Origin of the sequence: Alteribacillus bidgolensis, from assembly GCF_002886255.1 — a bacterium.
In the GTDB taxonomy this organism is placed as follows: Bacteria; Bacillota; Bacilli; order Bacillales; family Marinococcaceae; genus Alteribacillus; species Alteribacillus bidgolensis.
Genome location: NZ_KZ614149.1, coordinates 2,391,141 through 2,416,682, shown reverse-complemented (window position 1 = coordinate 2,416,682; position 25,542 = coordinate 2,391,141). Strand labels below are relative to the sequence as shown.

24 protein-coding genes are annotated in these 25,542 nt (G+C 40.6%); 23 read left to right on the top strand and 1 reads right to left on the bottom strand.

Annotated elements, in window-relative coordinates; all coding sequences use genetic code 11:
• The 3 genes from fliT to CEF16_RS12065 all read left to right on the top strand — a co-directional run bounded on the left by fliT (position 1) and on the right by CEF16_RS12065 (position 1,705).
• Positions 1-363, top strand: a complete 363-nt coding sequence (gene fliT, locus CEF16_RS12080) for a flagellar protein FliT (protein WP_091580941.1) — start codon at positions 1-3, stop codon at positions 361-363.
• 599 nt (positions 364-962) lie between these two features.
• On the top strand, positions 963-1,157 hold the full coding sequence (locus CEF16_RS12070; protein ID WP_091580946.1) for a hypothetical protein: 195 nt from the start codon (positions 963-965) through the stop codon (positions 1,155-1,157).
• A gap of 152 nt (positions 1,158-1,309) precedes the next feature.
• The gene (locus tag CEF16_RS12065) at positions 1,310-1,705 is read left to right on the top strand and encodes a DUF8042 domain-containing protein (protein ID WP_139185897.1); all 396 of its coding nucleotides are present in this window, start codon (positions 1,310-1,312) and stop codon (positions 1,703-1,705) included.
• Positions 1,706-1,910: 205 nt separating this feature from the next.
• On the opposite strand, the gene CEF16_RS12060 is transcribed toward CEF16_RS12065, so the two are convergent.
• Positions 1,911-2,972 (bottom strand): DUF6612 family protein, encoded by a 1,062-nt coding sequence (locus tag CEF16_RS12060; RefSeq protein ID WP_091580952.1) that lies wholly within the window; start codon positions 2,970-2,972, stop codon positions 1,911-1,913.
• A gap of 802 nt (positions 2,973-3,774) precedes the next feature.
• Here CEF16_RS12060 and CEF16_RS12050 point away from each other — a divergent pair.
• The 20 genes from CEF16_RS12050 (at position 3,775) to CEF16_RS11955 (ending at position 25,532) form a co-directional block, all read left to right on the top strand.
• Positions 3,775-5,202 (top strand): NAD-dependent succinate-semialdehyde dehydrogenase, encoded by a 1,428-nt coding sequence (locus CEF16_RS12050; RefSeq protein WP_091580956.1) that lies wholly within the window; start codon positions 3,775-3,777, stop codon positions 5,200-5,202.
• A 552-nt stretch (positions 5,203-5,754) separates the two neighbouring features.
• A complete protein-coding gene (locus CEF16_RS12045; protein ID WP_091580959.1) occupies positions 5,755-5,952 on the top strand; it encodes a cold shock domain-containing protein in 198 nt (65 codons plus the stop codon).
• Between the two features lie 220 nt (positions 5,953-6,172).
• The gene (gene hpf, locus CEF16_RS12040; RefSeq protein WP_091580961.1) at positions 6,173-6,757 is read left to right on the top strand and encodes a ribosome hibernation-promoting factor, HPF/YfiA family; all 585 of its coding nucleotides are present in this window, start codon (positions 6,173-6,175) and stop codon (positions 6,755-6,757) included.
• A gap of 335 nt (positions 6,758-7,092) precedes the next feature.
• Positions 7,093-9,621 (top strand): preprotein translocase subunit SecA, encoded by a 2,529-nt coding sequence (gene secA, locus CEF16_RS12035; protein WP_091580964.1) that lies wholly within the window; start codon positions 7,093-7,095, stop codon positions 9,619-9,621.
• A gap of 161 nt (positions 9,622-9,782) precedes the next feature.
• Positions 9,783-10,887 (top strand): peptide chain release factor 2 gene (gene prfB, locus CEF16_RS12030; RefSeq protein WP_096241747.1). Its coding sequence is split into 2 segments (ribosomal slippage): positions 9,783-9,854 and positions 9,856-10,887, totalling 1,104 coding nucleotides; the frame shifts between segments, so codons are not numbered across the junction.
• 93 nt (positions 10,888-10,980) lie between these two features.
• Positions 10,981-11,766 carry an SDR family oxidoreductase gene (locus CEF16_RS12025; RefSeq protein WP_091580970.1) on the top strand — a complete coding sequence of 262 codons (786 nt, stop codon included), beginning with the start codon at positions 10,981-10,983 and terminating at the stop codon, positions 11,764-11,766.
• A gap of 127 nt (positions 11,767-11,893) precedes the next feature.
• Positions 11,894-12,754 (top strand): YitT family protein, encoded by an 861-nt coding sequence (locus CEF16_RS12020; protein ID WP_091582049.1) that lies wholly within the window; start codon positions 11,894-11,896, stop codon positions 12,752-12,754.
• Positions 12,755-12,805: 51 nt separating this feature from the next.
• The gene (locus tag CEF16_RS12015; RefSeq protein WP_091580972.1) at positions 12,806-13,132 is read left to right on the top strand and encodes a c-type cytochrome; all 327 of its coding nucleotides are present in this window, start codon (positions 12,806-12,808) and stop codon (positions 13,130-13,132) included.
• Positions 13,133-13,540: 408 nt separating this feature from the next.
• The gene (gene ftsE, locus CEF16_RS12010) at positions 13,541-14,227 is read left to right on the top strand and encodes a cell division ATP-binding protein FtsE (RefSeq protein WP_091580975.1); all 687 of its coding nucleotides are present in this window, start codon (positions 13,541-13,543) and stop codon (positions 14,225-14,227) included.
• The gene (ftsX, locus tag CEF16_RS12005) at positions 14,217-15,113 is read left to right on the top strand and encodes a permease-like cell division protein FtsX (protein WP_091580977.1); all 897 of its coding nucleotides are present in this window, start codon (positions 14,217-14,219) and stop codon (positions 15,111-15,113) included. Before ftsE ends, ftsX begins: the two co-directional genes overlap by 11 nt.
• A gap of 41 nt (positions 15,114-15,154) precedes the next feature.
• Positions 15,155-16,423, top strand: coding sequence for a murein hydrolase activator EnvC family protein (locus tag CEF16_RS12000; RefSeq protein ID WP_091580980.1), 1,269 nt, complete (start codon positions 15,155-15,157; stop codon positions 16,421-16,423).
• A 278-nt stretch (positions 16,424-16,701) separates the two neighbouring features.
• Positions 16,702-17,685 carry a LacI family DNA-binding transcriptional regulator gene (locus CEF16_RS11995; RefSeq protein ID WP_091580983.1) on the top strand — a complete coding sequence of 328 codons (984 nt, stop codon included), beginning with the start codon at positions 16,702-16,704 and terminating at the stop codon, positions 17,683-17,685.
• A 15-nt stretch (positions 17,686-17,700) separates the two neighbouring features.
• Complete coding sequence (gene rbsK / locus CEF16_RS11990; RefSeq protein WP_091580986.1) at positions 17,701-18,603, top strand: ribokinase; 903 nt, start codon at positions 17,701-17,703, stop codon at positions 18,601-18,603.
• Between the two features lie 48 nt (positions 18,604-18,651).
• Entirely contained in the window at positions 18,652-19,764 is a 1,113-nt protein-coding gene (locus tag CEF16_RS11985; protein WP_091580988.1) for a M20 family metallopeptidase, read from the top strand.
• 115 nt (positions 19,765-19,879) lie between these two features.
• Positions 19,880-20,656, top strand: coding sequence for a GntR family transcriptional regulator (locus CEF16_RS11980; RefSeq protein ID WP_342750500.1), 777 nt, complete (start codon positions 19,880-19,882; stop codon positions 20,654-20,656).
• Between the two features lie 63 nt (positions 20,657-20,719).
• On the top strand, positions 20,720-21,583 hold the full coding sequence (locus tag CEF16_RS11975) for a BtpA/SgcQ family protein (protein WP_091580991.1): 864 nt from the start codon (positions 20,720-20,722) through the stop codon (positions 21,581-21,583).
• Positions 21,576-22,496 carry a ribokinase gene (locus CEF16_RS11970; RefSeq protein ID WP_091580994.1) on the top strand — a complete coding sequence of 307 codons (921 nt, stop codon included), beginning with the start codon at positions 21,576-21,578 and terminating at the stop codon, positions 22,494-22,496. Before CEF16_RS11975 ends, CEF16_RS11970 begins: the two co-directional genes overlap by 8 nt.
• A gap of 211 nt (positions 22,497-22,707) precedes the next feature.
• A complete protein-coding gene (locus CEF16_RS11965) occupies positions 22,708-23,733 on the top strand; it encodes a substrate-binding domain-containing protein (RefSeq protein WP_245917848.1) in 1,026 nt (341 codons plus the stop codon).
• Between the two features lie 39 nt (positions 23,734-23,772).
• Positions 23,773-24,528, top strand: a complete 756-nt coding sequence (locus tag CEF16_RS11960; protein WP_211295852.1) for an ATP-binding cassette domain-containing protein — start codon at positions 23,773-23,775, stop codon at positions 24,526-24,528.
• Positions 24,525-25,532, top strand: coding sequence for an ABC transporter permease (locus tag CEF16_RS11955; RefSeq protein WP_175488333.1), 1,008 nt, complete (start codon positions 24,525-24,527; stop codon positions 25,530-25,532). Before CEF16_RS11960 ends, CEF16_RS11955 begins: the two co-directional genes overlap by 4 nt.
• Positions 25,533-25,542: the final 10 nt, after the last annotated feature.

The window sequence follows — 25,542 nt, the reverse complement described above, 5'->3', positions numbered from 1 at the left end:
ATGGCTTTGGTCAAAGAACTTTTTCTTGTAACCAAGGCCTTGCACGAACATGTTTCCAATGACCTCCCCACAGAACTCGACGACCGTGATCGTTACGTAGAAGAACTGGAAAACTATTTGCAAAAGCGCGCGAAGCTTTTGGATGAAATGACGCAGAAAACAGACTTTAATGAGGCCGAACAAAAACTAGGCCGTGCCATGGTTAAGATGAATGCAGACATCCAGCAGAAGATGGAAGCATCCAAAGGAGCAATGCGCTTAGATATGCAGCAATTAAAGAAAAAGAAGGAATCCAGCAAGCTCTATGAAAGACCATACAACGGCCCTACCGTAGACGGTGTGTTTTTTGATAAAAAGAATTGAATCAAAGCAGCCTTAAACTAGGCTGCTTTTTTGTTGGCTCAATAAAGGAAGTGAATGGTTACATGAAAAAGATGATGATCATAATACCTGTCCTGACAAAGAGAGCGGTAAAGGCAGGGCTGGAACAATTAACGCTCAAAATGGATCACAAAAATCGGAAAGGGAAGCATATTCAAAGTAAGTGGAGCATTTATTTGAAGAAGTTGCTCATAAAGCAAGAAAATCGCTCGTTCTATGTTTGATGTCAGTTCCCTATAAAAAATAGACGAAGAATGAATCCATAGCAAAAAGAAGCGCAAATTATAAATGGGAGGAGTTCAGAAAGTAATCAAGTATGAGGGTCAGAGTCAATCCGCTAAAGGAAGCAGCGCTAAAAGTAAAGCAGGAGAAAATCCATCTTAAATGAGAGCACATAAACCGGAAAGGTCAGCAAATCTCAGGCAAAGTGGATCATAAGTAGAGAGAAGCTGCTCATAAATCATAGAAAACAGCCTTGGGGTCAACGTCGATAATGGAGTAAGTGATAAAAGTCGGACTGGAGCAAATCCAACTTAAACGAGAGCACATAAACCGAGAAGATCAGCAAAGCTCAGGACAAAGTGGCTATAAATAGGGAGCAGCTGCTCAAAAATCAAAGAAAGCAGCGCCATCCAATCGAGGGCCAAGCCCTCCATAATGAAACAGCAGTAAAACTGGAATTGGAGCAAAACTATCTCCAATCAACACACAATAATCAAAAAGATATGCAAATCCAAGACAAAGTCGACCATAAACCCGAACCAATACGATCATAAATCATACAAACAGCTCATAAAAAAAAGAACACAGCATGCCTCATGCCCCCGTGCCAGACCCTCCAAAAAGACCTTGTCCAGCTTCTATACAAAAAAAGCACAAACATGCTAAGATCAAACCACCTGCCATTGTGATGAAAGGAGAAGTTACGATGTCTCAGCGCTTACGCGAAGCGGAACGTGTTTTTTTAGAGAGATACAAAGAATGGTTACATACAGTTGAAGAAGGCCTTTCTTCTGTGGCGTATTTTTACCGGGAAGAGCATGTCGAAAATGGTGATCGGCTGCTCGTGCAAATGATGGAAGGATTTGCTCCTTTTTCTTCGGATAATATAACGATGCGCTATTTGTTTGCTGAAAAAGTAGAAATGGCAGAGGAAATGCAGCATTTTCACGAAAAGGTGAAGAATGCCAAATCCATATCATCATGTGACACTTCTAATGAACGTCTTCGTTTTGTGGCTTCTGATCTAATGCCTGCGTTTCAGCGGTGGAAGCTGCTAGTGCAAAGTGTGGGAGGTGAATCAGAAAGGCAGGACCGGCAATAATAACAACCATTTAATGTGCCTTATTTCTTTGATAAAACGAAAAAAGAGCCGGGATTATCCCAAGCTCCATTTTTCCAATAATTTAGGAGAGTTTATGATTGAAGGATCTAACTATAAGTAAACCTACGACTTCCGCCATTGGGATTTGGCTGTAAGCCAGTTTTTCTAATAGTTAGTGGTATTTTCTTAGATTTCTAGCTTTCCCTTATGATTCGTCCTCGGCGTCCTCATTACTAAGAAATTCGTTTAAATCAATTTCAATTTCTTCCCCGTCTTCCTCTTCATTTTCCTCATCTTCGTCCTCATAAAATTCTTCAATTTTTATGCCTTCGATTGTATCAAATTCTTCCATTTCATTAAAACCGCTGAATTCTTCAAGCTCCATTTCTTCCGCATTATCAAGAACATCGTCCGGAATGGAGACTTCTTTTGCTTCATTAAACTCACTATACCTTGCGACAACAGTATGAGTAGAGTTATAAGACTTTCCTTCTTCACTGTTCATATTCATATTCATATCCATTCGCAGTGTTTTAGCATAATATGTTTCCTTGTCGATCAACAATTCAAACTCAAGATCTTCCATTTCAGTCATATACATCATATCTTCCATCATTTCGGAAAAGTCGGTATTGACCATTCGCATCATTTCCAAAGCAATCTGCTGAAGCTGCTCATTTTCTCCGGAAAAAGTGAGTCTATAATGCTGATCACCTTCGCTAATATGAATTTCATCCGTATACGCTTCTATTAATTCAAGGGTGTGGGCGGGTTTTTCAAAGGATTCATCATAGGATTGAATGTCTTCGGTGAATTCATCAGGGAATTTTACCCAACGCCCGTCATTTGAATCAAAAATATAATATCCTTCCTCTGTAAAAAAACGTTCTAATGCGACAACATCGGTTGACGTGTCACTTTCACCATTTTCTTCGGTTGTTTTAATCGTAGAGGATTCATGGTAGCCTATAGGGTCAAGGTTAACAATGGTGTGGGAACGATATTTATTTTTTAAGTATCCTTCTTTATTAAACTGGATGTCTTGATTCATATTTGTATCTATCGCATAATTCTCTAAATCTTCCATACTATCTATGGCATTATCGAGGACTTCAGCAGAATCGATGGATTCTTCTTGCTCTGGCGGTTCTTCTGGTTCCGGAGGTTCGGTAACGTTGCCGTTTTCATCCGTTTCTGCTTCTGACATACACGCTGAGGTAAATACAGTCAGCATAATAAGAAGCAGTCCCTTACGGATTTGAGCCATGGGTTCATCCTCCTCTGTGTGAAGGCTATCATTAAAATAGTATCACATGTATGGTAGCTTGGGTAGAGCAGGGAAAAGGATATACGGGAAATGAGCAGAAACAATAAGAAAGCAGGATCTGATAAACAAGATCAGATCCTGAAAGTTTTTGAACCGGCTTTTTAAGGAAGCGGGCGGTTCAAGCAGCGGAAAGCGGAGAGCTGGAACGCTGTTGAAGTATAGGGGATTAAGTAATAAGGAAGGAACTGGGACGTTGTTAATGAAGCAAATATGTATTTCTTTTTTGTCCTACTTTCATTGTACATAAAGCTGAAATAATTTAAAGTGTAGAAAATTTAATTTTGGGGTCTATATGTTTACAGAAATTGAATTTTTGCAGACAGAAAATTAAATTTTTGTAGGGATAAAGGTGCCAAACATTGAATTACTGTAATAAATAAAAAAATTTAAAGCATACATAACGTGCATTTCGGGTATAGGAAAATGAAAATGTGTACCTAGGTTTTAGAAAAACTTGGCTTACCGCTATGAATAAAGGAAACTTCCTGGGTAAAGGAACTTCCACTAAAAACGCACACGTCAACGCACAGGACGTAGCGTTTTTGACGACGAGAGTGCAAAGTAGAAGTTACCACGTCATGTGGAAGTTCGTCCTGCACGTTGAAGCTTTAGCCTTTCTTATACTTTAGGAGTATTTAACTTTGTTAAAGGCTCAAAGTATAAGCAAAACTACGACTTCCGCCATAAGGAATCGGTGGCAAACTGAATTTTTCTAATCGTATAAAAAAGGAGAGATAGCAATATGGACACTAGATTGTATATAAATGGAGAATGGAAAACAGCAGAAAAAGGTACCTTTCCTGTCATTAACCCTGCAAATGGGGAAAAAATAGGAACGGCCGCTGACGGTGGGAAAAAAGAGACGAAAGAGGCAGTCGAAGCAGCAGAAGACGCCTTTAAAAGCTGGTCAGCATTGACTGCTCAGGAACGCGCAGGTTATTTAAAAGAAATGTATCGTTTAATGATGGAGAAAAAAGATGAGCTCGGTGAATTAATTACCGAAGAAATGGGGAAACCGCTTCAAGAGGCGAAAGGGGAAGTACAATATGCCGCTTCGTTTCTGGAATGGTTCGCAGAAGAAGGAAAACGTGTCTATGGAAAAACAGTTCCAGCCAGCTCTGCGGAAAAACGGATGATGGTGATTCAGCAGCCTGTTGGTGTTGTTGGCGCGATCACTCCGTGGAACTTTCCGCAAGCCATGATAACCCGAAAAGTAGCACCGGCTCTTGCTTCTGGATGTACGGTCGTATTAAAGCCGGGAGAAGACACCCCGTTTTCGGCAGTCAAATTTGCAGAAATCTGTGAAGAAGCAGGTCTTCCGAAAGGGGTATTCAACTTAGTATCCGGGCAGGAAGCTTCTGAAATCGGCGGAGAGTTGATGGAAAATGAAGCGGTTCGGAAAATTACCTTCACAGGGTCCACGGAAGTTGGCCGCTTATTAATGAAACAAGGTTCCGAACAAATTAAAAAGCTGTCCCTTGAATTAGGCGGACATGCCCCAGTTATCGTATTAGATGACGCGGACGTAGATAAAGCTGTTCAAGGTTCGATCGCTTCGAAGTTCCGAAATGCCGGGCAAACGTGCGTATGCGGCAACCGTATATATGTACAGGAAGGCATTTATGACGAATTCATCGAGAAATTTAAGACAGAAGCAGAACAACTGAATGTCGGTGATGGCTTTGAAGACAGCGTCGATATCGGGCCGCTTATTAACCAGGGCGGCTATGAAAAAGTGGACCGTCACGTAAAAGATGCGCTCGACAAAGGAGCTGAGCTTGTCTGCGGCGGGGAAGGCTTTGAAGAAAACGGTGCTTACTTCTATAAACCAACAGTGCTGAAAAACATCACACATGAAATGGTGATTATGGAAGAAGAAACGTTCGGTCCGGTTGCACCAGTACAGAAAATTTCTAGTGACGAAGAAGGCGTACGTCTTGCGAATTCTTCTCCGTATGGTCTAGCGTCTTACTTCTTCACAGAAAACTTGAGCCGCGGAATGAAAGTAGCGGAAGGACTGGAATATGGTATTGTCGGCTGGAATGACGGCGTCCCATCTGCCCCTCAAGCACCGTTTGGAGGCTGGAAGCAAAGCGGTATCGGGCGAGAAGGCGGCAGTGAAGGAATTGAACCATTTCTTGAAACAAAATATATTTCTATGGGCGTTTAAAGTAAAAACAATGGAGATGTCTCAAAAGTTAGTTAAGGGTATGATGGTCATCCAGCAGCTGGAATATGCGAGACTCTTGCGGGAAAGAGGGTAGTGTAAATCCCCTGCAGTGAGCGGTTTATGCTCACGAGGGGGCTGCACCGCCGTCCGCAAAAAGCGAATCTATTCCAGTTGCGAATGCCTGAATCTGATGTATGGGACAGCTCCATTATTTTTATATTTAGGCAATCTGCATAAATTTGCTATGGATTGTACGAGCCCGAAAATGTTGTTGAGAAGAATGGTAACCAAGAAAGGATTCATAGGCCTGGAATAAGGAAACTGTCTGAACGATTACCTAAGAAAAGATAGACCATTTTGTCAATAAAAAAACCGCTCTGAAACCCAGCACCACAACAACATTCAGGTGCCGTACCTCATTACGGAGTAATATTATTTTTAGCACATAAAAGTGTGCAAATAGTTTGAAATTTTATTGACTGCTTACTTGTTCATCTGCTATAGTAAAAAAGTGGGAATACCCGCGCATAACTTTCGAAAGGAATGTGGAACATGCAAGGAAAAGTAAAATGGTTTAATAATGAAAAAGGTTTTGGTTTTATCGAGCGAGAAGATGGAGATGATGTATTTGTTCATTACTCCGCCATTAACGCAGAAGGCTTCAAATCGCTTGAAGAAGGTCAGGATGTTGAGTTTGATATTGTGGAAGGTGCGCGCGGCCCACAGGCTGCAAATGTAAACAAACTATAAAATATTAACCTGCTTCATCCAGGGAGCAGGCCCCTCTATAAAAGAAGGTCCGTTTTCAGCTATGAAGCGGGCTTTTTCATGTCAAAAGTAATGTTAATTCGACAAATTTTTCATTTTCTTTTCATTTTTTCGATTTTTTTAGACGATTTTTCAGTTTGAAGAAGGAGTCTTAAAGTGAATATAGAATATGTAGTAGTAATCGAAAGGAGGAGTTTACTTGATGAATTACAATATTCGAGGTGAAAACCTAGAGGTAACTCCGGCACTTAAGAATTACGTGGAAAAGAAAGTGAGCAAGCTAGAACGTTATTTTGATACCACGCCGGTGGCTGAAGTGCATGTGAAAATGCAGGTCCAAAACAGCGAACACATTATTGAGGTTACTGTTCCGATGCCTCAGCTCTTACTTCGAGCAGAAGAAACACACGCAGATATGTATGCCGCCATCGATCTTGTCGTTGAAAAACTTGAACGGCAGATCCGCAAGCATAAAACAAAAGTGAACCGCAAGTTCCGTCAGGACGGCAGTGTAAAATACATGTTTAAAGATAATATTGAAGATTTAAATCAAGAACTCGTTAACGGAGAATTTTCTAACCAAGAATTCCCGGAAAGCGAAGTCGATGATTATGAAATCGTACGTACAAAGCGTTTTAATTTAAAACCGATGGATACAGAAGAAGCTATTTTACAGATGGATATGTTAGGACATACTTTTTTCGTATTTTCCAATGCTGTGAATGGTGATACAAACGTAGTTTATCGAAGAAGAGATGGACGTTACGGTTTAATTGAGCCGGAATAATAAACGTTTAACACGTACATGCTGACAGCAATATAAAAGCTGTCCTGAATAAAGAATATAAGAATGGCATTTGCCATCTAGATAAAGAACGAGGCTGTCTCTTTTAGAGGCAGCCTCTTCCGTTTGTCCGGCTTTCCTCCCCGTTGTAAGGATACACGGAAACTGATAAAATGATGAATAAGTGTGAAAAGATTCTCCATATACTGGGAAGGGACAAACTCTAGATTGTAGAACCTTCCTATTATGAAAAGTGCTATATGAATCATGCATGAGAGCAACTGTGCTTTTCGATGATATATTCCGTTAGAAGGAAAAGAGAGGACGATGATAGCGTCATGATCGGTTTACTAAAAAAAGTAATCGGTGATACGAATCAGCGAAGCGTAAAAAAACTTCAAAAAACCGTAGATGAGATCGAAAATTACGCTGATGATATGAAAAAACTTTCCGATGATGGGCTGCAAGCAAAAACCGAAGAATTTAAAGAACGTTATGCCAACGGAGAGTCTTTAGAAAAAATGCTCCCAGAAGCGTTTGCTGTTGTACGGGAAGCATCCACCCGTGTGCTCGGTTTAACACCGTTCCGTGTTCAGCTGTTGGGTGCGATTGTTCTTCATGATGGCGACATTGCCGAGATGAAAACAGGGGAAGGGAAAACCTTAGTTGCAACCATGCCAGTATATCTCAATGCCATAACTGGAAAAGGGGTTCACGTTGTAACCGTGAATGATTACCTTGCTGGACGTGACAGTGAAACGATGGGGGAACTTTACCGTTTTCTAGGTCTTACCGTCGGATTGAACCAAAAAGGAATGACGAAAGAAGAAAAACACGAGGCTTATTTGGCAGACATTACGTACGGTACGAATAATGAGTTTGGATTTGATTATTTGCGCGACAACATGGTGTTGTATAAAGAAAAAATGGTACAGCGCCCGCTTCATTTTGCGGTTGTCGATGAAGTGGACTCCATTTTAGTTGACGAAGCGCGAACTCCGCTTATTATTTCAGGGTCGGTAGAACAGTCTACCAAATTATATATGGCTGCGGATGCCTTTGTTCGCCGCCTTAAGCTGGACGAGGATTATACTTATGATGAGAGAACGAAAAATGTACAGCTTACAGAAGAAGGTGTCAACAAAGCAGAGCAGGCCTTTCAAATCGAAAACTTGTTTGACCAAAAACATGTACAGTTGATTCACCATATCAATCAGGCGTTAAAAGCTCACATTACCATGCATCGAGACAGTGATTATGTTATAGATGAAGGACAAGTGGTCATCGTTGACCAGTTTACCGGCCGTTTGATGAAAGGCCGCCGTTACAGCGACGGTCTGCACCAGGCAATAGAAGCAAAAGAAGGCTTGCAGGTGCAAAAAGAAAGCATGACACTTGCATCCATCACGTTCCAGAACTATTTCCGTATGTATCAAAAGCTAGCCGGGATGACAGGTACAGCCAAAACGGAAGAAGAGGAATTCCGCAATATTTATGGAATGAACGTAACAGCCATCCCAACGAATAAACCGATTATTCGTGATGACAAGCCGGATATGATTTATAAATCCCGAGAAGGTAAATTCAAAGCGGTAGCTGAAAAAATTGAAGAATTGTACAAGTCAGGACAGCCGGTACTTGTTGGTACGGTGAGCGTGGACACCTCGGAACTTGTCTCTAGAATGTTGAAAAAACGGAAGGTGCCTCATAACGTATTAAATGCAAAAAACCATGAAAACGAAGCAAAAATTATTGAGGATGCCGGGCAAAAAGGTGCGGTTACCATTGCCACCAATATGGCCGGCCGTGGAACCGACATTAAACTTGGTGATGGTGTAACAGAGCTTGGCGGTCTTTATGTGATCGGGACAGAGCGTCATGAAAGCCGCCGGATTGATAACCAGCTTCGTGGTCGTTCCGGTCGTCAGGGCGACCCAGGTGCTTCTCAGTTTTATCTGTCGATGGAAGATGAACTGATGCGCCGGTTTGGCTCCGACAATATGCGCGGCATGATGGAGCGTTTAGGGATGGAAGAAGATCAGCCGATCGAAAGCAAACTCGTCAGCCGCGCGGTAGAGCAAGCTCAAAAACGGGTGGAAGGCCACAACTTTGACGCCCGTAAACAAATCCTTCAGTATGACGATGTGATGCGTGAACAGCGTGATATCATTTACGCACAGCGTATGGAAGTGCTTGAGTCTGATAACCTCAGCAAAATTGTGAAAAACATGATTAAGTCCGTAATCGAACGAGCGGTCGCCTTGCACACTCCGGAAAATACAGTGCCGGAAGACTGGGACCTTGAAGCACTTGTGAATTACTTGAAAGGTACAGTGCTAACAGTAGAAGACATTACGGAAAAAGAAATCACAGGACTTGAACCAGAAGAAATAACAGAGTTTGTTTTAGAAAAAGTCAACGCTCGGTATGATGAAAAAGAAGAAGAAATGACACCGGAAATGATGCGCGAATTTGAAAAAGTAATTATGCTACGCGCCGTTGACCGCAAGTGGATGAATCATATTGATCAGATGGACCAGCTCCGGCAGGGCATTCATTTAAGAGCATATGGTCAAAATGATCCGCTCCGTGAATACAAATTCGAAGGATTTAATATGTTTGAAGCAATGATTGAGTCCATCGAAGAAGAAGTTGCTACGTATGTTATGAAAGCGCAAGTGCGAAGTAACCTCGAGCGTAAGGAAGTAGCAGAAGGAAAAGCCGTGCACGGCAACAATACAGAACGTCAGAACACAAAAAAACGTCCGATTCGAAAAACAGAAAACGTAGGAAGAAATCAGCCTTGTCCGTGCGGAAGCGGCAAAAAATATAAACATTGCCACGGTCGGCAGGAAGCGGCACAATAGAAAACGTAAATGCGAGGGGGATAGCGCCCCCTCCTCTTTTTTTCACAATACTGCTGGTATTTTAAGAAAAACGACGGACGTTAATCTGCAGGCCGAGGTGTTTGCAGAACCATTTTGCGAATACCTGTAAGAAACTCTAACTTTACACGAGGTGAGCTACTATGGATATGGCAGAGATACGGAATGAACTTTCTAATATGGCTAAGCGCTTAGCAGACTTTAGGGGGTCTCTTTGACCTTTCTGAAAAAGAAGAACGCATTGCTGAACTCGAAGAAAAAATGACGGAGCCTGGATTTTGGGATAATCCGGAGCTTTCAAAAAAAGTCATCGATGAATCAAATGGTTTGAAAGAGAGTGTAAATGGGTTTAAAAAGCTCTCAACTATGTATGACGACTTAGAAGTTTCATATGAGCTCGTAAAAGAAGAAGACGACGAAGAATTAAAAAAAGAGCTCGAAGACGGCGTGAATGAGTTGAACCAAAAATTAAATGAATTTGAACTGCAGATGCTCTTAAGTGAACCATATGACAAAAACAACGCTATTTTAGAGCTTCACCCAGGTGCTGGCGGTACCGAATCACAGGACTGGGCGGAAATGCTATTGCGTATGTATAAACGCTGGGCAGACCAAAAAGGTTTTTCCATCGAAACATTAGACTATTTGCCAGGAGATGAAGCGGGCGTAAAAAGTGTGACCCTTCTTATCAAAGGGCACAATGCGTATGGTTACTTAAAAGCAGAAAAAGGGGTTCACCGACTTGTCAGAATTTCACCATTTGACTCTTCCGGGCGCCGTCATACGTCATTTGTGTCTTGCGAAGTCATGCCTGAGATGGATGATGATGTAGAAGTCGAAATAAACACAGAAGATCTTAAGATTGATACGTACCGTTCAAGCGGTGCCGGCGGGCAGCACGTAAACACAACGGATTCAGCTGTTCGGATTACACATCTTCCCACTAATACTGTCGTCACATGCCAAAACGAGCGTTCTCAGATTAAAAACAGAGAACGGGCCATGAAAATGCTCAGTGCTAAACTATATCAAATGAAAATAGAAGAACAGCAAAAAGAAATAAATGAAATTAGAGGAGAACAAAAAGAGATTGGCTGGGGCAGTCAAATCCGTTCTTACGTTTTCCATCCTTATAATATGGTTAAAGATCACCGCACCAATCATGAAATTGGTAATACGTCTGCGGTGATGGACGGTAATATAGATCCGTTTATTGATGAATATTTGCGTTCAAGTATGAAGGCATAAAGGGGAACGATAGAGTCTGGCCTGCATAACCGGGCCGGCTCCATTTTTACATAGAGCTGTAAATGCTTTCACTAACTGGAGGAGGTTTAACGTATGGATCTTGAGTTAAGAGGAAAAGCAGTTGTTGTATTAGCTTCTAGTAAAGGTCTTGGCAAAGCAGCGGCCCGGCAGTTTGCATTAGAAGGTGCAAAAGTAATGCTTTCTGGACGCAGTGAAGACACGTTAGAAAAAGCGGCAAAAGAAATTCATACCGAAAGCGACAGTCCGGTTTATTGGAAAACATGCGATGTTTCAAAAGCAGAAGATATTGAAGCATTGATGGAAGAAGCAAAAGATAAAATGGGACGTATTGACGTGCTCGTAAATAATGCCGGCGGTCCTCCTGCTGGGACATTTATTGATATGAAAGACAGTGATTGGCAGCAAGCCTTTGAGTTGACGTTGTTTAGTTTTATTCGTGCTATCCGTGGAGCGCTTCCTGAATTGAAAAAGAACGAAGGGCGTATCGTGAATATTGCATCAGCCTCTTTAAAAGAGCCGATCGATCATTTAATCCTTTCTAATACCTTTCGCATGGGAATCGCGGGTTTATCTAAAAGTTTAGCGAGAGAGCTTGCGCCGGATAGGGTGCTGATTAATACAGTAGGACCTGGAAGAATCGCAACCGACCGGACAAAGAAGCTGGATGAAAAAAAAGCAGAGCGTACTGGCAAATCATTTAAAGAAATAAGAACAGAACTAGAAGCATCTATTCCTGCTGGACGTTATGGTACACCGGAAGAATTTGCAAAGCAGGTGGTGTTTCTTGGTTCTGGGGCAAATACATATGTTACCGGACAGACATTGCTTGTCGAAGGCGGTTTAGTAAAAGCTTATTAAGGAGTACAAACTATTACGGGAAGCAGCGGTTTTAACTGCTGAAACAGGAGCTTCTATAATAAACGCATCATGTTTCTGACAGCAGGAGGTATGCGGGTTGTGGAAATGGGATAGACGGCGGCAGCCAATGCCGCGAAACCTTCAGGTTGCAATCAATACAATACTTATCTTCTTAGGGTCTGCCATTGTAGCTGTATCTTATAATTTATTTTTACTGCCAAATCGTATAGCGTCAGGAGGGTTAAGCGGCTTTGCAACTATTATCTTTGAGGTAACTGGCATTGAACCTGCTGTTACCCTCTGGTCGTTAAATATTCCTCTGTTTGCCACTGGTATTTTTCTTTTAGGCGGCTGGAAATATGGCGGAAAAACATTAGTAGGCACATTATTTCTTCCGTTTATCGTTTACTTAACAAGAAACGTCCAGCCTGCAGTAGAAGACCCTCTGCTTGGTGCTCTATTTGGAGGGATCGGTGTAGGAATTGGACTCGGGCTCGTTTTTCGCGCTCATGCCTCTACCGGAGGGACAGACCTTGCCGCTCAAATTATAAATAAATATTCAGGCATTTCTCTTGGAGCTTGTGTGGTTGTTATGGATGGACTAATTGTCGCAACGTCTGCGTTTGTATTTAGTCTCGAGTTCGCTCTATACGCTTTGATCGGTCTATTTGTAACGGGAAAAACGATTGATATTATTCAAACGGGTGTAGGTTATGCAAAAATTGCTTTAATCATTACGGACCAAGAAAAAGAAGTGCTTGATTTAATTTTAACGAAAATAGATCGCGGAGTGACGAAATTAGATGGGCGCGGAGGATACACAAGTAATCCGCGGCAGGTATTAATGTGTGTAGTAAATCGAAACGAAGTCACTAAATTGAAACAATTAGTTCAATCCGTTGATACCGAAGCTTTCGTCGTTGTTACCAATGCTGCAGAAGTTCTTGGTGAGGGTTTTAAAAAAGAAGCAGTAGGGTATAATAAGTAAGCGAAATTGGAAGAATGTTCATCATTATATTTATTGTAGGAGGGTGACACCATGAAAAAATTTCTGATGGCGGTCGCGGGAAGTGCTGTACTTATCCTCGGCGCCTGTGGCGGCGGTGAAGAAGACACTGGTGAATCTGGCGGGGATGAAGGCGGCGGCGAAACGTTTGATGAAGCAGCTGCTGAAGAAAGCTATCAAGCAAACTGTGCCCAATGCCATGGTGAAAATCTAGAAGGCATGAACGGTCCAGAACTTCCAGGAGGCCATTCTCAGGAAGAAGTGCTCGAAATGATTGAAAATGGCGGAGGTGGTATGCCGTCCAACATTATTGAAGGCGAAGAAGCTGAAAACGTTGCAGCTTGGGTTGCAGAGCAATAATGAAGAAGGGGCCGGGTTACCTCGGTCCTGTATCAATCTTAAAATGAGTCTTTTTACCTAGTTATTTTCCCTTTCCCACTATTCATATTACAGATCTTTTCTATTCTCACCCCCCTTATTTCAAAGGATTTTTCCCTAATCTATTTTTTTCTCGTTCATTTTGAAATAAAAATGTAATACTTTTTTGGCATTTTTTCAGTTTGAAAGATGATATAATGTGTTGGTGGAAGATGACATAAAAATATGTTTCTTTCCTTTTTTCTACAAATTTTGTTTAAATGACAGCAAGACTTATAACATGCTTGATTCTGTCAAGTCTCTTTTCGTATGTAAAAACTCAGCAAGCAGCGGACAAGCAGCTCTGTTCATCTGCCCCTTAGAAATTGTTTGCTTCAGGAAGTGATGAGTATGATAGAAATGATAGATGTGTCGAAAACCTATTCAAATGGTGTGAACGCTTTGAATAATATCGACATTTTTATTGAAAAAGGAGAATTCGTTTACGTTGTAGGCCCTAGTGGAGCAGGGAAATCTACTTTTATAAGGATGATATACAGGGAAGAAAAGCCATCTCAAGGCAGCATTGTAATCAACGGCGCTGACCTTACTACTCTTAAAGAGAAGCATGTTCCGTATTTACGCCGCAATATAGGCGTTGTTTTTCAGGATTTCAAACTGCTTCCCAAACTATCCGTTTTTGAAAATGTAGCATTTGCGCTTGAAGTTATTGAAGAACAGCGCGATGTATTACGAAAACGTGTGATGGAAGTGCTTGATATCGTTAAGCTTAAAAATAAAGCTCGTTTTTTGCCCGATGAATTATCAGGGGGCGAACAGCAAAGAGTTTCCATTGCTCGGGCCATTGTAAATAATCCGCGGGTAGTAATAGCGGACGAGCCAACTGGCAACCTCGATCCAGATACGTCATGGGAGATCATGGATATTCTCGAAAACATTAATCGCAGAGGGACAACTGTACTTATGGCTACCCATAATCGCGAAATTGTAAACACGATAAAAAAACGGGTGATCGCGATAGAATCCGGCCGCATTGTTCGTGATGAGATGAGGGGGGACTACGGTTATGAAAGGTAGAACTCTTGTACGTCACGGAAAAGAAGGCATGAAAAATCTCGGGCGGAATGGCTGGATGAGTTTTGCATCGATTAGTGCAGTGACCATTATGTTAATGGTTGTTGGTGTTTTTTTGATTCTTATTCTAAACATGAACCATTTTATGTCGACTGTAGAAGAAGATGTTGAAGTTCGAGTGTATGTTGATTTAACCGCATCCGAAGAGGAACAAAAGGAATTAGAAGAAGGGCTTAGCCAAATAGATCACGTAGAAAGTATTACATACTTAGGAAAAGATGAAGGTCTTGATGAGTTAATAGAAAGTCTTGGCGAAGAAGATAGAGCAGCTTTTGAGTCTTTGCGTGATGAAAACCCCTTAAATGATGCCTTTATTATACAAGCGGATGAACCGCAGCTAACTGAGCAAGTTGCTTCAGAAGCGGAGAAACTGCCTCATATAGACAGGGTTGATTACGGAGAACAAGTTGTGGAGCAGTTGTTTAATGTCACGAACGTATTGAGGACGATAGGGATTGTCCTCGTCTTAGGGCTTATGTTCACAGCTATGTTCTTGATATCGAACACTATTAAGCTTACAATTGTAGCTAGACAGAAAGAAATTCAGATTATGAAACTAGTAGGCGCCACGAATGGATTTATCCGCTGGCCTTTCTTTCTTGAAGGTCTGTTGCTCGGTGTGCTGGGAGCCATTGTGCCAGTTGCGGCTGTAATGGCAGGCTATCACTACCTTTATGATAATTTCGCCGGTCGTTTGCGGTTAAATTTTGCAGAGCTTTTGCCGGTTTATCCTCTGACCTTGCAGGTGACGCTTGTTCTACTTGGGATCGGAGCGCTCGTCGGCGTTTGGGGAAGTCTTACTTCCGTTCGTAAATTTTTAAAAGTTTAAATGTATTGGAAGGGGAAACATATAGAGGAGGACACCTGGGGATGAGGAAACAATTAGTTAGGAGTTTACTAGCATTTGCTATTATTGCTGCAGGCTTTACATATATCAATGCAGAAAATACAGCGAATGCCAGTTCAGAACTGCGTCAGAAACTAAGCGATTTAGAAGAAAAAAGAAACAGCAATGAAGCAGAATCCGGAGAAACGAAAAAAGAAATGGAAGAACTTGAGGATGATATAAAAGAAGTAGAAAAGGAAATTAGAGAGCTTGATGGGGAAATGACCGAGACAAATGAAAAAATCTCGGAAAAAGAAGGGGAAATAGAAGAAACGGAAGAGCGAATCGATGAGCTTCGGGAGCGCATTAAAGAGCTAGAAAAACGGATTGCGGAACGGGATGAACTATTAAAAGATCGAGTTCGTGCAATGTACCAAAATGGCGGTTCTGTTGATTACTTAGAAGTACTTATGGGTGCAAAAAGCTTCGGAGATTTTATTGACCGTGTTTCTGCGCTAAATACTATTGCTGAACAGGATAGAGAAATTTTAGAAGCGCACATTAAGGATCAAGAAGAGTTAGAAGAAGCAAAAGAAGAAGTAGAAAAGGAGCTTGCATCTCTAGAAGATAGTTTGGAAGAATTAGAGGACTTAAAAGAAAAACTGGAAGGGCAAAGAGAAGATAAAAATGATATTCTAGGCGACCTTGAAGAAGAAGAGGAACTGTTAGAAGAAGCACTTCTTTCCCTTGAAGATGAAGAAGCACTGCTTAAAAAGCAAGAAGAAGCTGCTAAACAAGAACTAGAAGCTTATGAAAAACGTCAAAAAGAACAACAAAAATCATCTTCCGGCTCAAGCGGTGGAAGCTCAAATGCCAGCCCAAGCGATGATGTACCGTCAGTCAACGCCAGTGGAGAATTGATGAGACCTGCTACTGGTTCTGTCACTTCCGAGTATGGACCGCGCTGGGGCAGAATGCATCATGGTACGGATATCGGACAAGGCGGCCGCTCAAACGTTCCGATTGTGGCTGCTGCCGATGGAACCGTTGTTCAGGCCAAATATATGAACGGCTACGGTAATACCGTCCTAATTTCTCACCGTATAGACGGCAAACAAATTACAACCCTGTATGCTCATATGTCTTCAACAAGTGTCTCTTCTGGAGAAAGTGTTTCTAAAGGAGATACCATCGGAATCATGGGAAATACCGGAGCATCTCAAGGACCTCACCTTCACTTCGAAGTACACGAAGGACCTTGGAATGGAGCAAAATCAAATTCTGTGAACCCTCGTAAATATGTAGATTTTTAGAAAAAACAGACTGTCCTATAAGTCGTTTATCAAATGGCTTATGGGGCAGTTTTTTTCATTTTTTGGCTCTATTATATTTGTTGGGGTATGAAAGGTAACATTACATAGAAATTTATAAATTTTCAAAATATTATTGACAGTAACTAAAATGAGTCCTATAATTTAATTTAAATTGATGACATGTAACGGGTTACACATCATTTTATACATTAGTTTAACTTTATTCGCCATAAGGACTCGGCGGCATATTATTAAGATGGTAACAGGGAAGGTTAGGTATGACAACGATAAAAGATGTAGCAAAACATGCACAGGTTTCGGTTGCGACCGTATCAAGGGTGTTAAATAATAATGGCTATGTGAACGAAGATACGAAAAAAAAAGTAGTACGTTCTATTAAAGAATTAAATTATAAACCAAATGCAGTTGCAAGAAGCTTGTTTAAAAAAGAATCAAAAACAATAGGTTTAATTATTCCAGATATTATGAATCCGTTTTTCCCAGAATTAGCACGTGTGGTAGAGGACGTTATGAACAAGCGAGGCTACACCGTCATCCTTTGTAATAGTGATGCAAATCCAGAAAAAGAAGCACATTATTTAGATATATTAAAGAGAAAATATGTTGATGGTGTCATGATTGTTACCAACACCCTTGAGCAGGATCATATTAAAGAATGGGAACTGCCGCTTGTCGGGCTGGATCGTCCTCTCGAGCATACAGTGCCATCTGTTTATTCCGACAATATTCACGGTGCATGTTTAGCTGTGTCACACTTGAAGGAAATTGGCTGTCATCATATTGCTCACATACAAGGCCCGCTTACAATTGCTAATGCAAAGCAGCGTTATCAAGGATATAAACAGGAAATAGAAAAGAATGACTCATTTCAAGAAGACCTTGTTGTACCTGGGGAATACCAATGGCAAACAGCAGAAGCAGCAGCTATTTCTTTATTAAAAAATCATCCATACGTAGATGGAATATTTGCAGGAAACGATGTGATGGCTTTTGGAGTTATAAAAGCAGCTATTAAGACAGGAAGAAAAATTCCAGAAGATTTGCAATTAATCGGATTTGACAACATTTTCATGAGTGAAATGATGCACCCGTCCTTAACGACCATAAGTCAGCCAATAGATGAAATGGGAAAAAAAGCATCTGAACTGCTGCTCTCTTTAATAAAAGGAAATGCATCTGTAGAATTCCCAAAACCTTTTAAAGCAACTCTTAAAAAAAGAAGCTCGACATTGCAAGTTTGAAGGGGAGAGAAGTCGATGGGGCCACGTATAACGGTAATAGGAAGCATTAATATGGATCTTATGACAAAAGTAGGTACAGTTCCTCAACAAGGAGAAACGGTACTTGGGGAAGATTTTACTATGGTACCAGGTGGAAAAGGAGCAAATCAAGCTGTAGCTGCCGCTAAATTGGGAGGAGATGTGCATTTTATCGGCCGTGTTGGCAATGATTTGTACGGCCGTCAATTAATGGAGCATATGCATCAACAAGGTGTTTCTATAGACAATCTGGAACCGGTTACAGGTTTTCCGACAGGCATTGCTATTGTATTGCTTTCAGAACAAGACAATCGAATTATCGTTGTACAGGGAGCAAATCAGGCTGTAACACCTGCTGTTGTAGAAATGCATGAAAAGGTCATTGCAGAATCAGAAATAATTTTGTTACAGCTCGAAATTCCGCTAGAAAGCGTCCAAAAAGCTGCAGAACTTGCCAAGAAAAATAATACAAAAGTGATTTTAAATCCAGCTCCTGTTCACTTTTTACCCGAAACTCTATTAAATTATATTGATGTATTAACCCCCAATAAACATGAATTTGACCAACTATTTACAAAAACACAAAAGCAGAGCAGAAAATCACAATGCGTTATCACAAAGGGAAAAGATGGAGTTGTGTTTACGGTCAATGATGAAGAAAAGACCATTGAAGGCTATAAAGTCCCTGTTGTGGACACAACAGGGGCAGGAGATACTTTTAACGGAGCTTTAGCTGTCGCGATATCCAAGGGGAAATCAATCAGTAAAGCTTGTACGTTTGCTAACGCTGCTGCTGCTTTATCTGTACAAAAGTTGGGGGCACAGGCAGGCATGCCAAATATGAAAGCTGTTCAACATTTTATCTTATCAAACAGACAAAAGAAGGGGATCAAAGATTAAATGAAATGTTAAAGAAAGTCAGTTGTGAGATATTGTGGAGGTGTAAAAATGGATGAAACAGTTCACTTTTTAAAAAAACTAATAGAAATCGATACTACCAATCCACCAGGCAACGAGAACAAGGTAGCAGAGTTTATAGAAAACCATGCATTAGATAGTAATCTTCAAATACAAAAAACACCGCTATTAGAGAACCGTTCTAACTTACTTTTGGAATGGGGGGAAGGAAAAGAAGTGGACTTGCTGTTGTCCGCGCATATGGATACGGTCCAGACCGGCTCTTTAGACATGTGGGATACGCCCCCGTTTGATGGAGAGATAATAAACGGCAACATGTATGGCAGAGGTACTGCTGATATGAAAAGTGGCTTAGCAGCTATGTACTTAGCGTTATTACAAGTATTAGAAGAGGTACAACATACTGATAAGAAAATAGCACTTGCATTAACTACAGGAGAAGAAGTTGATTGCTTAGGAGCAAAAAAGCTTCTTGGAGATTTAAACTGGTCATTGGTTAAAAGAATCATGATAGGGGAACCAACCAATAATGAAATAGCTGTTGGTCATAAAGGTGCGTTATGGATAAAGGTTGAATCTTTCGGAAAAACGTCGCATGGATCCATGCCAGAACACGGAATCAATGCTATTGATCGTCTCCATAGTGCATTACGTGACATATATAAAACCTTGGAAGAAAGAAAAAAGGTTCATGACATTCTAGGAGCGAGTACGTATTCTCTTAATCAAATGGCTGGGGGAAATCAGCCCAATGTTGTACCTGATTACTGTGAAGCTGTAATTGATATAAGAACCGTTCCGCCGGAAGACCATGAAACATTATTCAAAGCCCTGCAAACACAAGTAGAAGAATGGAAAGGTGTCACATTGACCGTTTTATTGGACCGTCCGCCTGTGTTTACTCCAACAGACAATGAATTTGTTCAAGATATTTGCAATTGGACAGATTCCACGAATACTAGAACTGTTCCTTATTATACTGACGGCTCTGTGTTTAATCAGGACTCTCGTATCCCAATGATCATGTTTGGGCCTGGCCTGGTGGAAATGGCACATCAGCCAAATGAGTTTGTGTCCATTGATGCATACTTGCAATCAATTAATTACTATAAGAATATTATCATGCAAATACTAGATAAGTAATGTTTTACCCAAGTCGCGTGAATTAATCTAACAGAATATTTCTCTATTTTATATTGACGGATTATTAAAAAAAGTCTAAATTTGAATATAAGATTTGTCATAACATCATAATGACATTACAAATAAATTCAAAAATGGGAGGAGGGTTTTTATTAGGGATCAATTCATAGACCGGCAAAATGCTGTACCTCTTTACGCCCAATTAAAAGAAATTATAAAGACAAATATCGATAGAAACATTTGGACAGCGGGAGATCTAATTCCGACAGAAATGAGTCTCATTCAAACATATGTAGTGAGCCGCACAACTGTAAGGCAAGCTTTAAGCGAACTCGTATCAGAAGGTATTTTATATAAAATACAAGGGCGGGGAACTTTTGTTGCTGAACCGAAATTAGAGCCGATTCGCCCGAAATTGACGGGTTTTAAAGAGGATATGGAGGATGAAGGGCATGTAGTAGACTCACTGATTTTAAAGGAAGGGTGGGAAACAGTAAAGGGAAAAGAATGGAATCCCTTTTCCTTAAATGAAGGAAAAAAAGTATATCGCCTTAACCGGCTGCGAAGAGTAAATGGAGTCGTCATTGGAATCCACCGGACGATTTTAAATATGAATTTGTATCCAGAGATCAATCTTGAAAAACATAACTTTGAAGCAGAATCATTATACGAAACGCTGAGAAAATATAACATTCCTCTAGGAGAAGCTCATGAATCAGTGGAAGCAAGCACTGCTTCTTTGGAACATGCAAATGATTTAAATGTTGAACCAGACACATTGGTCTTGAAATTACAACGTTTTACAAAGCTTCAGGATGGACGGTTGTTTGAAGCGGCGGATATGATTTATCGAGCAGATAAATACAAATATAAAACTATTTTGCACTGTTAGTGAATTAAAATTCTTATTTGAGCCGTTTAAGAAAAACGATAATCCATAAAGGGAGGAAATGAATTGAGCGATAAAATTTTTCCGAAAAAACCAAATTATATCACAAGTATTTTCCAGAAAAACAAGCCTGTTATCGGCATGATTCATCTAAAACCACTTCCAGGAGCTCCACATTATAAGGGAGGAGGGCTGAAAGAAGTTTATGAATGGGCTGTAAAAGATGCAGAAGCATTAGAGGCTGGCGGGGCAGATGGTTTTATTATAGAGAATGCATGGGACCTGCCATTTTCTAAACCGGAAGATATAGGGTATGAAACGGTCACATCTATGACAGCAGTAGCAGAGAAACTGAAACAATATACTTCACTGCCCATAGGAATTAACTGCTTAGCTAATGGTGCTGTGCAGGGACTCTCCGTTGCTTGTGCCGCAGATCTGCCATTTGTCCGTGTTAATCAATGGGTGAATGCTTACATTGCCAATGAAGGCTTTGTAGAAGGGGCGTCTGCTAAGGCTATGCGTTATCGTTCCACTATTAAAGGAGAAAATATTAAGCTTTTCACGGATGTTCATGTAAAACATGGAAGTCATTCGATTGTAGCGGATAGAAGTTTATCCGATCAAACTCATGATGCTATTTTCTTTGATAGTGATGTTCTAATTGCCACGGGAACAAGAACAGGAAGCGAAACCCAATCGGAAGAGATTCTGGGAATAAAAGATCATACAGAACTACCGGTCATTATTGGAAGCGGGATGGATATAAAGAACGCCCATCGGCTCCTCTCCATTGCAGATGGCTGTATTGTTGGAAGTTCATTGAAAAAAGAAAATAAATGGTGGGAGCCTGTTTCAAAAGATAAAGTTAAGTTGTTTATGGACGAAGTAGAGAAAGCTAGAGAAGGAGAAACGGCCTTAGATGGGTAATCGTTTAGTAGTGATGGGAACCATTAATATGGACCTTATAGCTAAAGTTCCGCGTTTTCCGGTAGTTGGGGAAACAATTGCATCCACAAAATATATAGAAAGTTTGGGAGGGAAAGCGGCGAACCAGGCCATTGCTGCAAAACGAATGGGAGCAGAAGTCTCCTTTATAGGAAAATTAGGGGGTGATTCGTTCGGCAATAAATTGTCAAAACAATTAAAAAACGAAGGGCTTGATATTGACCAATTAAGGGTGGCTGAAACATTATCTACTGGGACATCAATGATAACCATCAATGAAGCAGGCGAAAATATGGTAGTCACAAATTTGCTGGCAAATTCGGAGGTATCTAAAGAAGAAGCAAAGCATGCACTTTTAGCATTGGGGAATGCAGATGCAGCGCTCTTACAATTAGAAGTACCTCCAGATGTTATCGCCACTATTATAACATTATTAAAAGAAAAAAATGTCCCTATTTTTATGAACCTTGCACCAGTCATTTCATTTTCAGCAGAGATTCGTAAATTGGTAGATGTCCTCATTATTAATGAAATTGAAGCGTCTCAATTAGCCGATATCAACGTATTTGATAAAGAAACAGCTAAGCAAGCTGTTCTTATCATTAAAGAAGACAGCGAGCAGACAATTGTAGTCACTATGGGAGCTGCAGGTGTACTTGTTTATAGTGAAAAGCAATTCTATTTTTTCAAAGCACCATTAGTTAAAGCGGTAGATACAACAGCAGCTGGAGATTGTTTTTGCGGGGCGTTAACCGCCTATTGGCTACAAGAGAAAAATATGTTAAAAGCAGTTGAAAAGGCTGTGTATGCTGCTTCATTATCAGTTACCCGTTACGGGGCAACAACATCTCTGCCGTTTGAAAAAGAAATGGCCGGATTTAAAGGCAAACATTAGCGCCTAACCTCAATGCCAGTATGTGAAACCACGTTTACAAGATATTTGGTAAAGCTGAATTACTATCATATTTATTTGAATATTCATTTTATTTACATTATTAAGATTCATTAAATGTAAAACCTTTTTCGGAAGTAAAGACAATCTCAAGATTTATATCGTTAAAATGTAAATACCAGTTTTTTCCATTAAACGAATAGGGGGCAATATAATGAAACGTCATTGGAAATATTCTGCTGGGTTAATTGGTTCTATGTTATTTTTGCTAACAGCTTGCGGGGAAGTGGAAAACACTGGAGAAAGGGATGGCGGAGAAGAAGCAAACGGTGAGCAGCCAGATGTAGAAACGGCTGTTGAAACAGATGATGAAGAAGCTCCCACTATTGGCATGACAGTAATTAATCAGGAAGCTTTATTTTTTACTGAAATGGTAAAAGGAGCAGAAAGTCAAGCGGAAGAAATGGATGTTAATTTAACCGTGTTTAACGCAAATAATGATTCAGTAGAACAATACAATGGAGCGGAAGATTATATTAGTGCTGGGGTTGATGCCTTAGTTATAAATGCCATCGATGTAGAAGCGATGAAACCGATTGTAGATAAAGCGGAAGAAGAAGATATCCCTGTTATTTCGATTGATTCAGTTATTGAGCATGAAGGAGTAGACGTGCAGATAGGAGTGGACAATTACGAGTCTAGTGTTGAATTAGGTGAATACTTTAATGAATATGCAGAAGAACAATGGGGAGATGAAGAAGTGAAAATTGGTGCTATTTCTGCTTTAAACTCTCCTATTCAAATAAACCGACAAGACGGTTTCATGGATACTATTCTTGAAAATGAAAATGTAGAACTGGTGAATACAGTAGATGGAGAAAATGTTCAAGAGAAAGCTCTTTCTGCTTCGGAAGACTTATTTACTGCAAATCCAGATATGCAAGCAGCTTTTGCAACAGGAGAGCCGGCATTTATAGGAATGGTGTCTGGGGTGCGCTCCCAACAGGCTCAAGACAATCTTAAATTATTTGGATGGGATTTGAGTGAGCAGGTTGTTGAGGGTATTGACGATGGATATGTAGAAGCAGCTTTACAACAACATCCGGACGAATATGGATCGGAAGCCATAAAAGCAGCTCTGGCCCTGGTGGAAGGGGAAGAAGTAGAAGAACAAATTGACGTTCCTGCAACCGTTGTAACAGAAGACAATGTTGATGAATTCCGTTCTCTCTTTGAATAAAAAGCACAATCATTCTTCTGAAATAAAGGAGCTGTTCCAATGAAAGACTTTGACTATCAAATAGAAATGCGGGATATCGAAAAATCGTTTGGGGCTGTTAAGCCCCTCCAAGGTGTTGACTTAAAACTGGAAAAAGGGGAGTGCTTAGGCCTTTTAGGGGACAACGGTGCAGGAAAGTCGACCTTAATGAAAATTTTAAGCGGTGTTATTATGCCTGATAAAGGAACGTTTTATTTTGAAGGGGAAGCAACTAGAATTAGTAACCCGCGAGAAGCGAAAAATATAAAAATAGAAACAGTCTTTCAGGATTTAGCTTTATGCGACACGCTAAGTGTAGCCAGTAATATGTTTTTGGGAAGAGAACCTTTAAAATCTGGAAGATTAATAGATCAAAAAAAACTGCACCAGCAAGCTAGAAATGAACTAGATAAATTAGGGATAAATATTGCTTCAACAAAGCTTCAAGTTCAGAATATGTCGGGCGGACAGCGGCAGGCTGTTGCTATTGCAAGAGCTATGATTTTTCAGCCGAAAGTTTTAATTATGGATGAACCAACAGCGGCATTAGGTGTAAAAGAAGTAAAAATGGTTTTGGATTTAATTAATACCGTAAAAGCACAAGGGGTCAGTGTCATTTTAATTACTCACCGTTTACAAGATCTTTTTGAAGTATGCGACCGGCTGATGGTTCTGCATGAAGGTAAATGTATTGATGACCGCGGCATTGACCAATTTACATTAGAATCTGTTGTTCAATCAATCATGGGTAATCCGCAAGAGGTGAGTATGGTATGAGGGAAGAAAAAGCACAGATAACCACGGACGTTCGAAACTTGGAATTGTCCCATTCATGGAAACAATGGATGATAGATCACAAACAAGTATTAAGCATATTCGGAATATTATTTTTGATCTGCGCATTTTTTTCGATTGTGACTGGTTCCTTTCTAAGCTATAGCAATATGATGAACTTAGTCATGCAGCTGGCACCTAATTTAATTGTTGCTGTAGCGATGACTTTCGTTATTACGACCGGGGGTATTGATCTTTCTGTAGGCTCTATTCTTGCATTGGCCAGTGCCTTAACAGCTGTATTATTAAGCGCTGGAACAGCCAGTCCCCTTGTTTTACTGATTGTAATAATAGCAGGGATAGCAATGGGATGCATCAACGGTTACGTTGTGGCCTATCATAATATTCCTCCTTTAATTGTTACCTTAGCAGCCATGTTATACGTACGAGGGCTGGCACTTCTCATCACTGGCGGTTATTCTATAGCCATTTCTAGTGATGCAGGACTCACGAAAATAGGTATTGGGTCCTTTCTAGGGGTTCCTGTTCCAGCAATTTTAGCTGTCATCATTATGGTTTTTGGTGTGATTGCTTTAAGGAACAGCCGGTATGGTACGTATGTAACAGGTATTGGCGCAAATGAAGAAGCAGTGAGACGCGCAGGTGTTAATACAAAATACGTAAAATTAATAACCTATATGTTTAGTGGAGGAGCAGCAGCGCTGGCCGGCCTTATTCTGGCTTCACGATTAGGATCAGGGTCATCTAACATTGGCATGATGTTTGAATTAGATATTATTGCTGCTGTTGTACTTGGCGGCACTGCATTGTTTGGCGGAGCCGGTACTATTTTAGGTTCTCTTATCGGGGTCACCATGATAGGGGTTATCAATAACGGACTTACTTTAATGCAAGTTTCACCATATATTATTCAAATCATGGAAGGGCTCGTTTTACTAATGGCCGTTATAATTAACGTTCGGGTGTTTGGCAAAAAAAGAATGTAAGGAGCTTTTA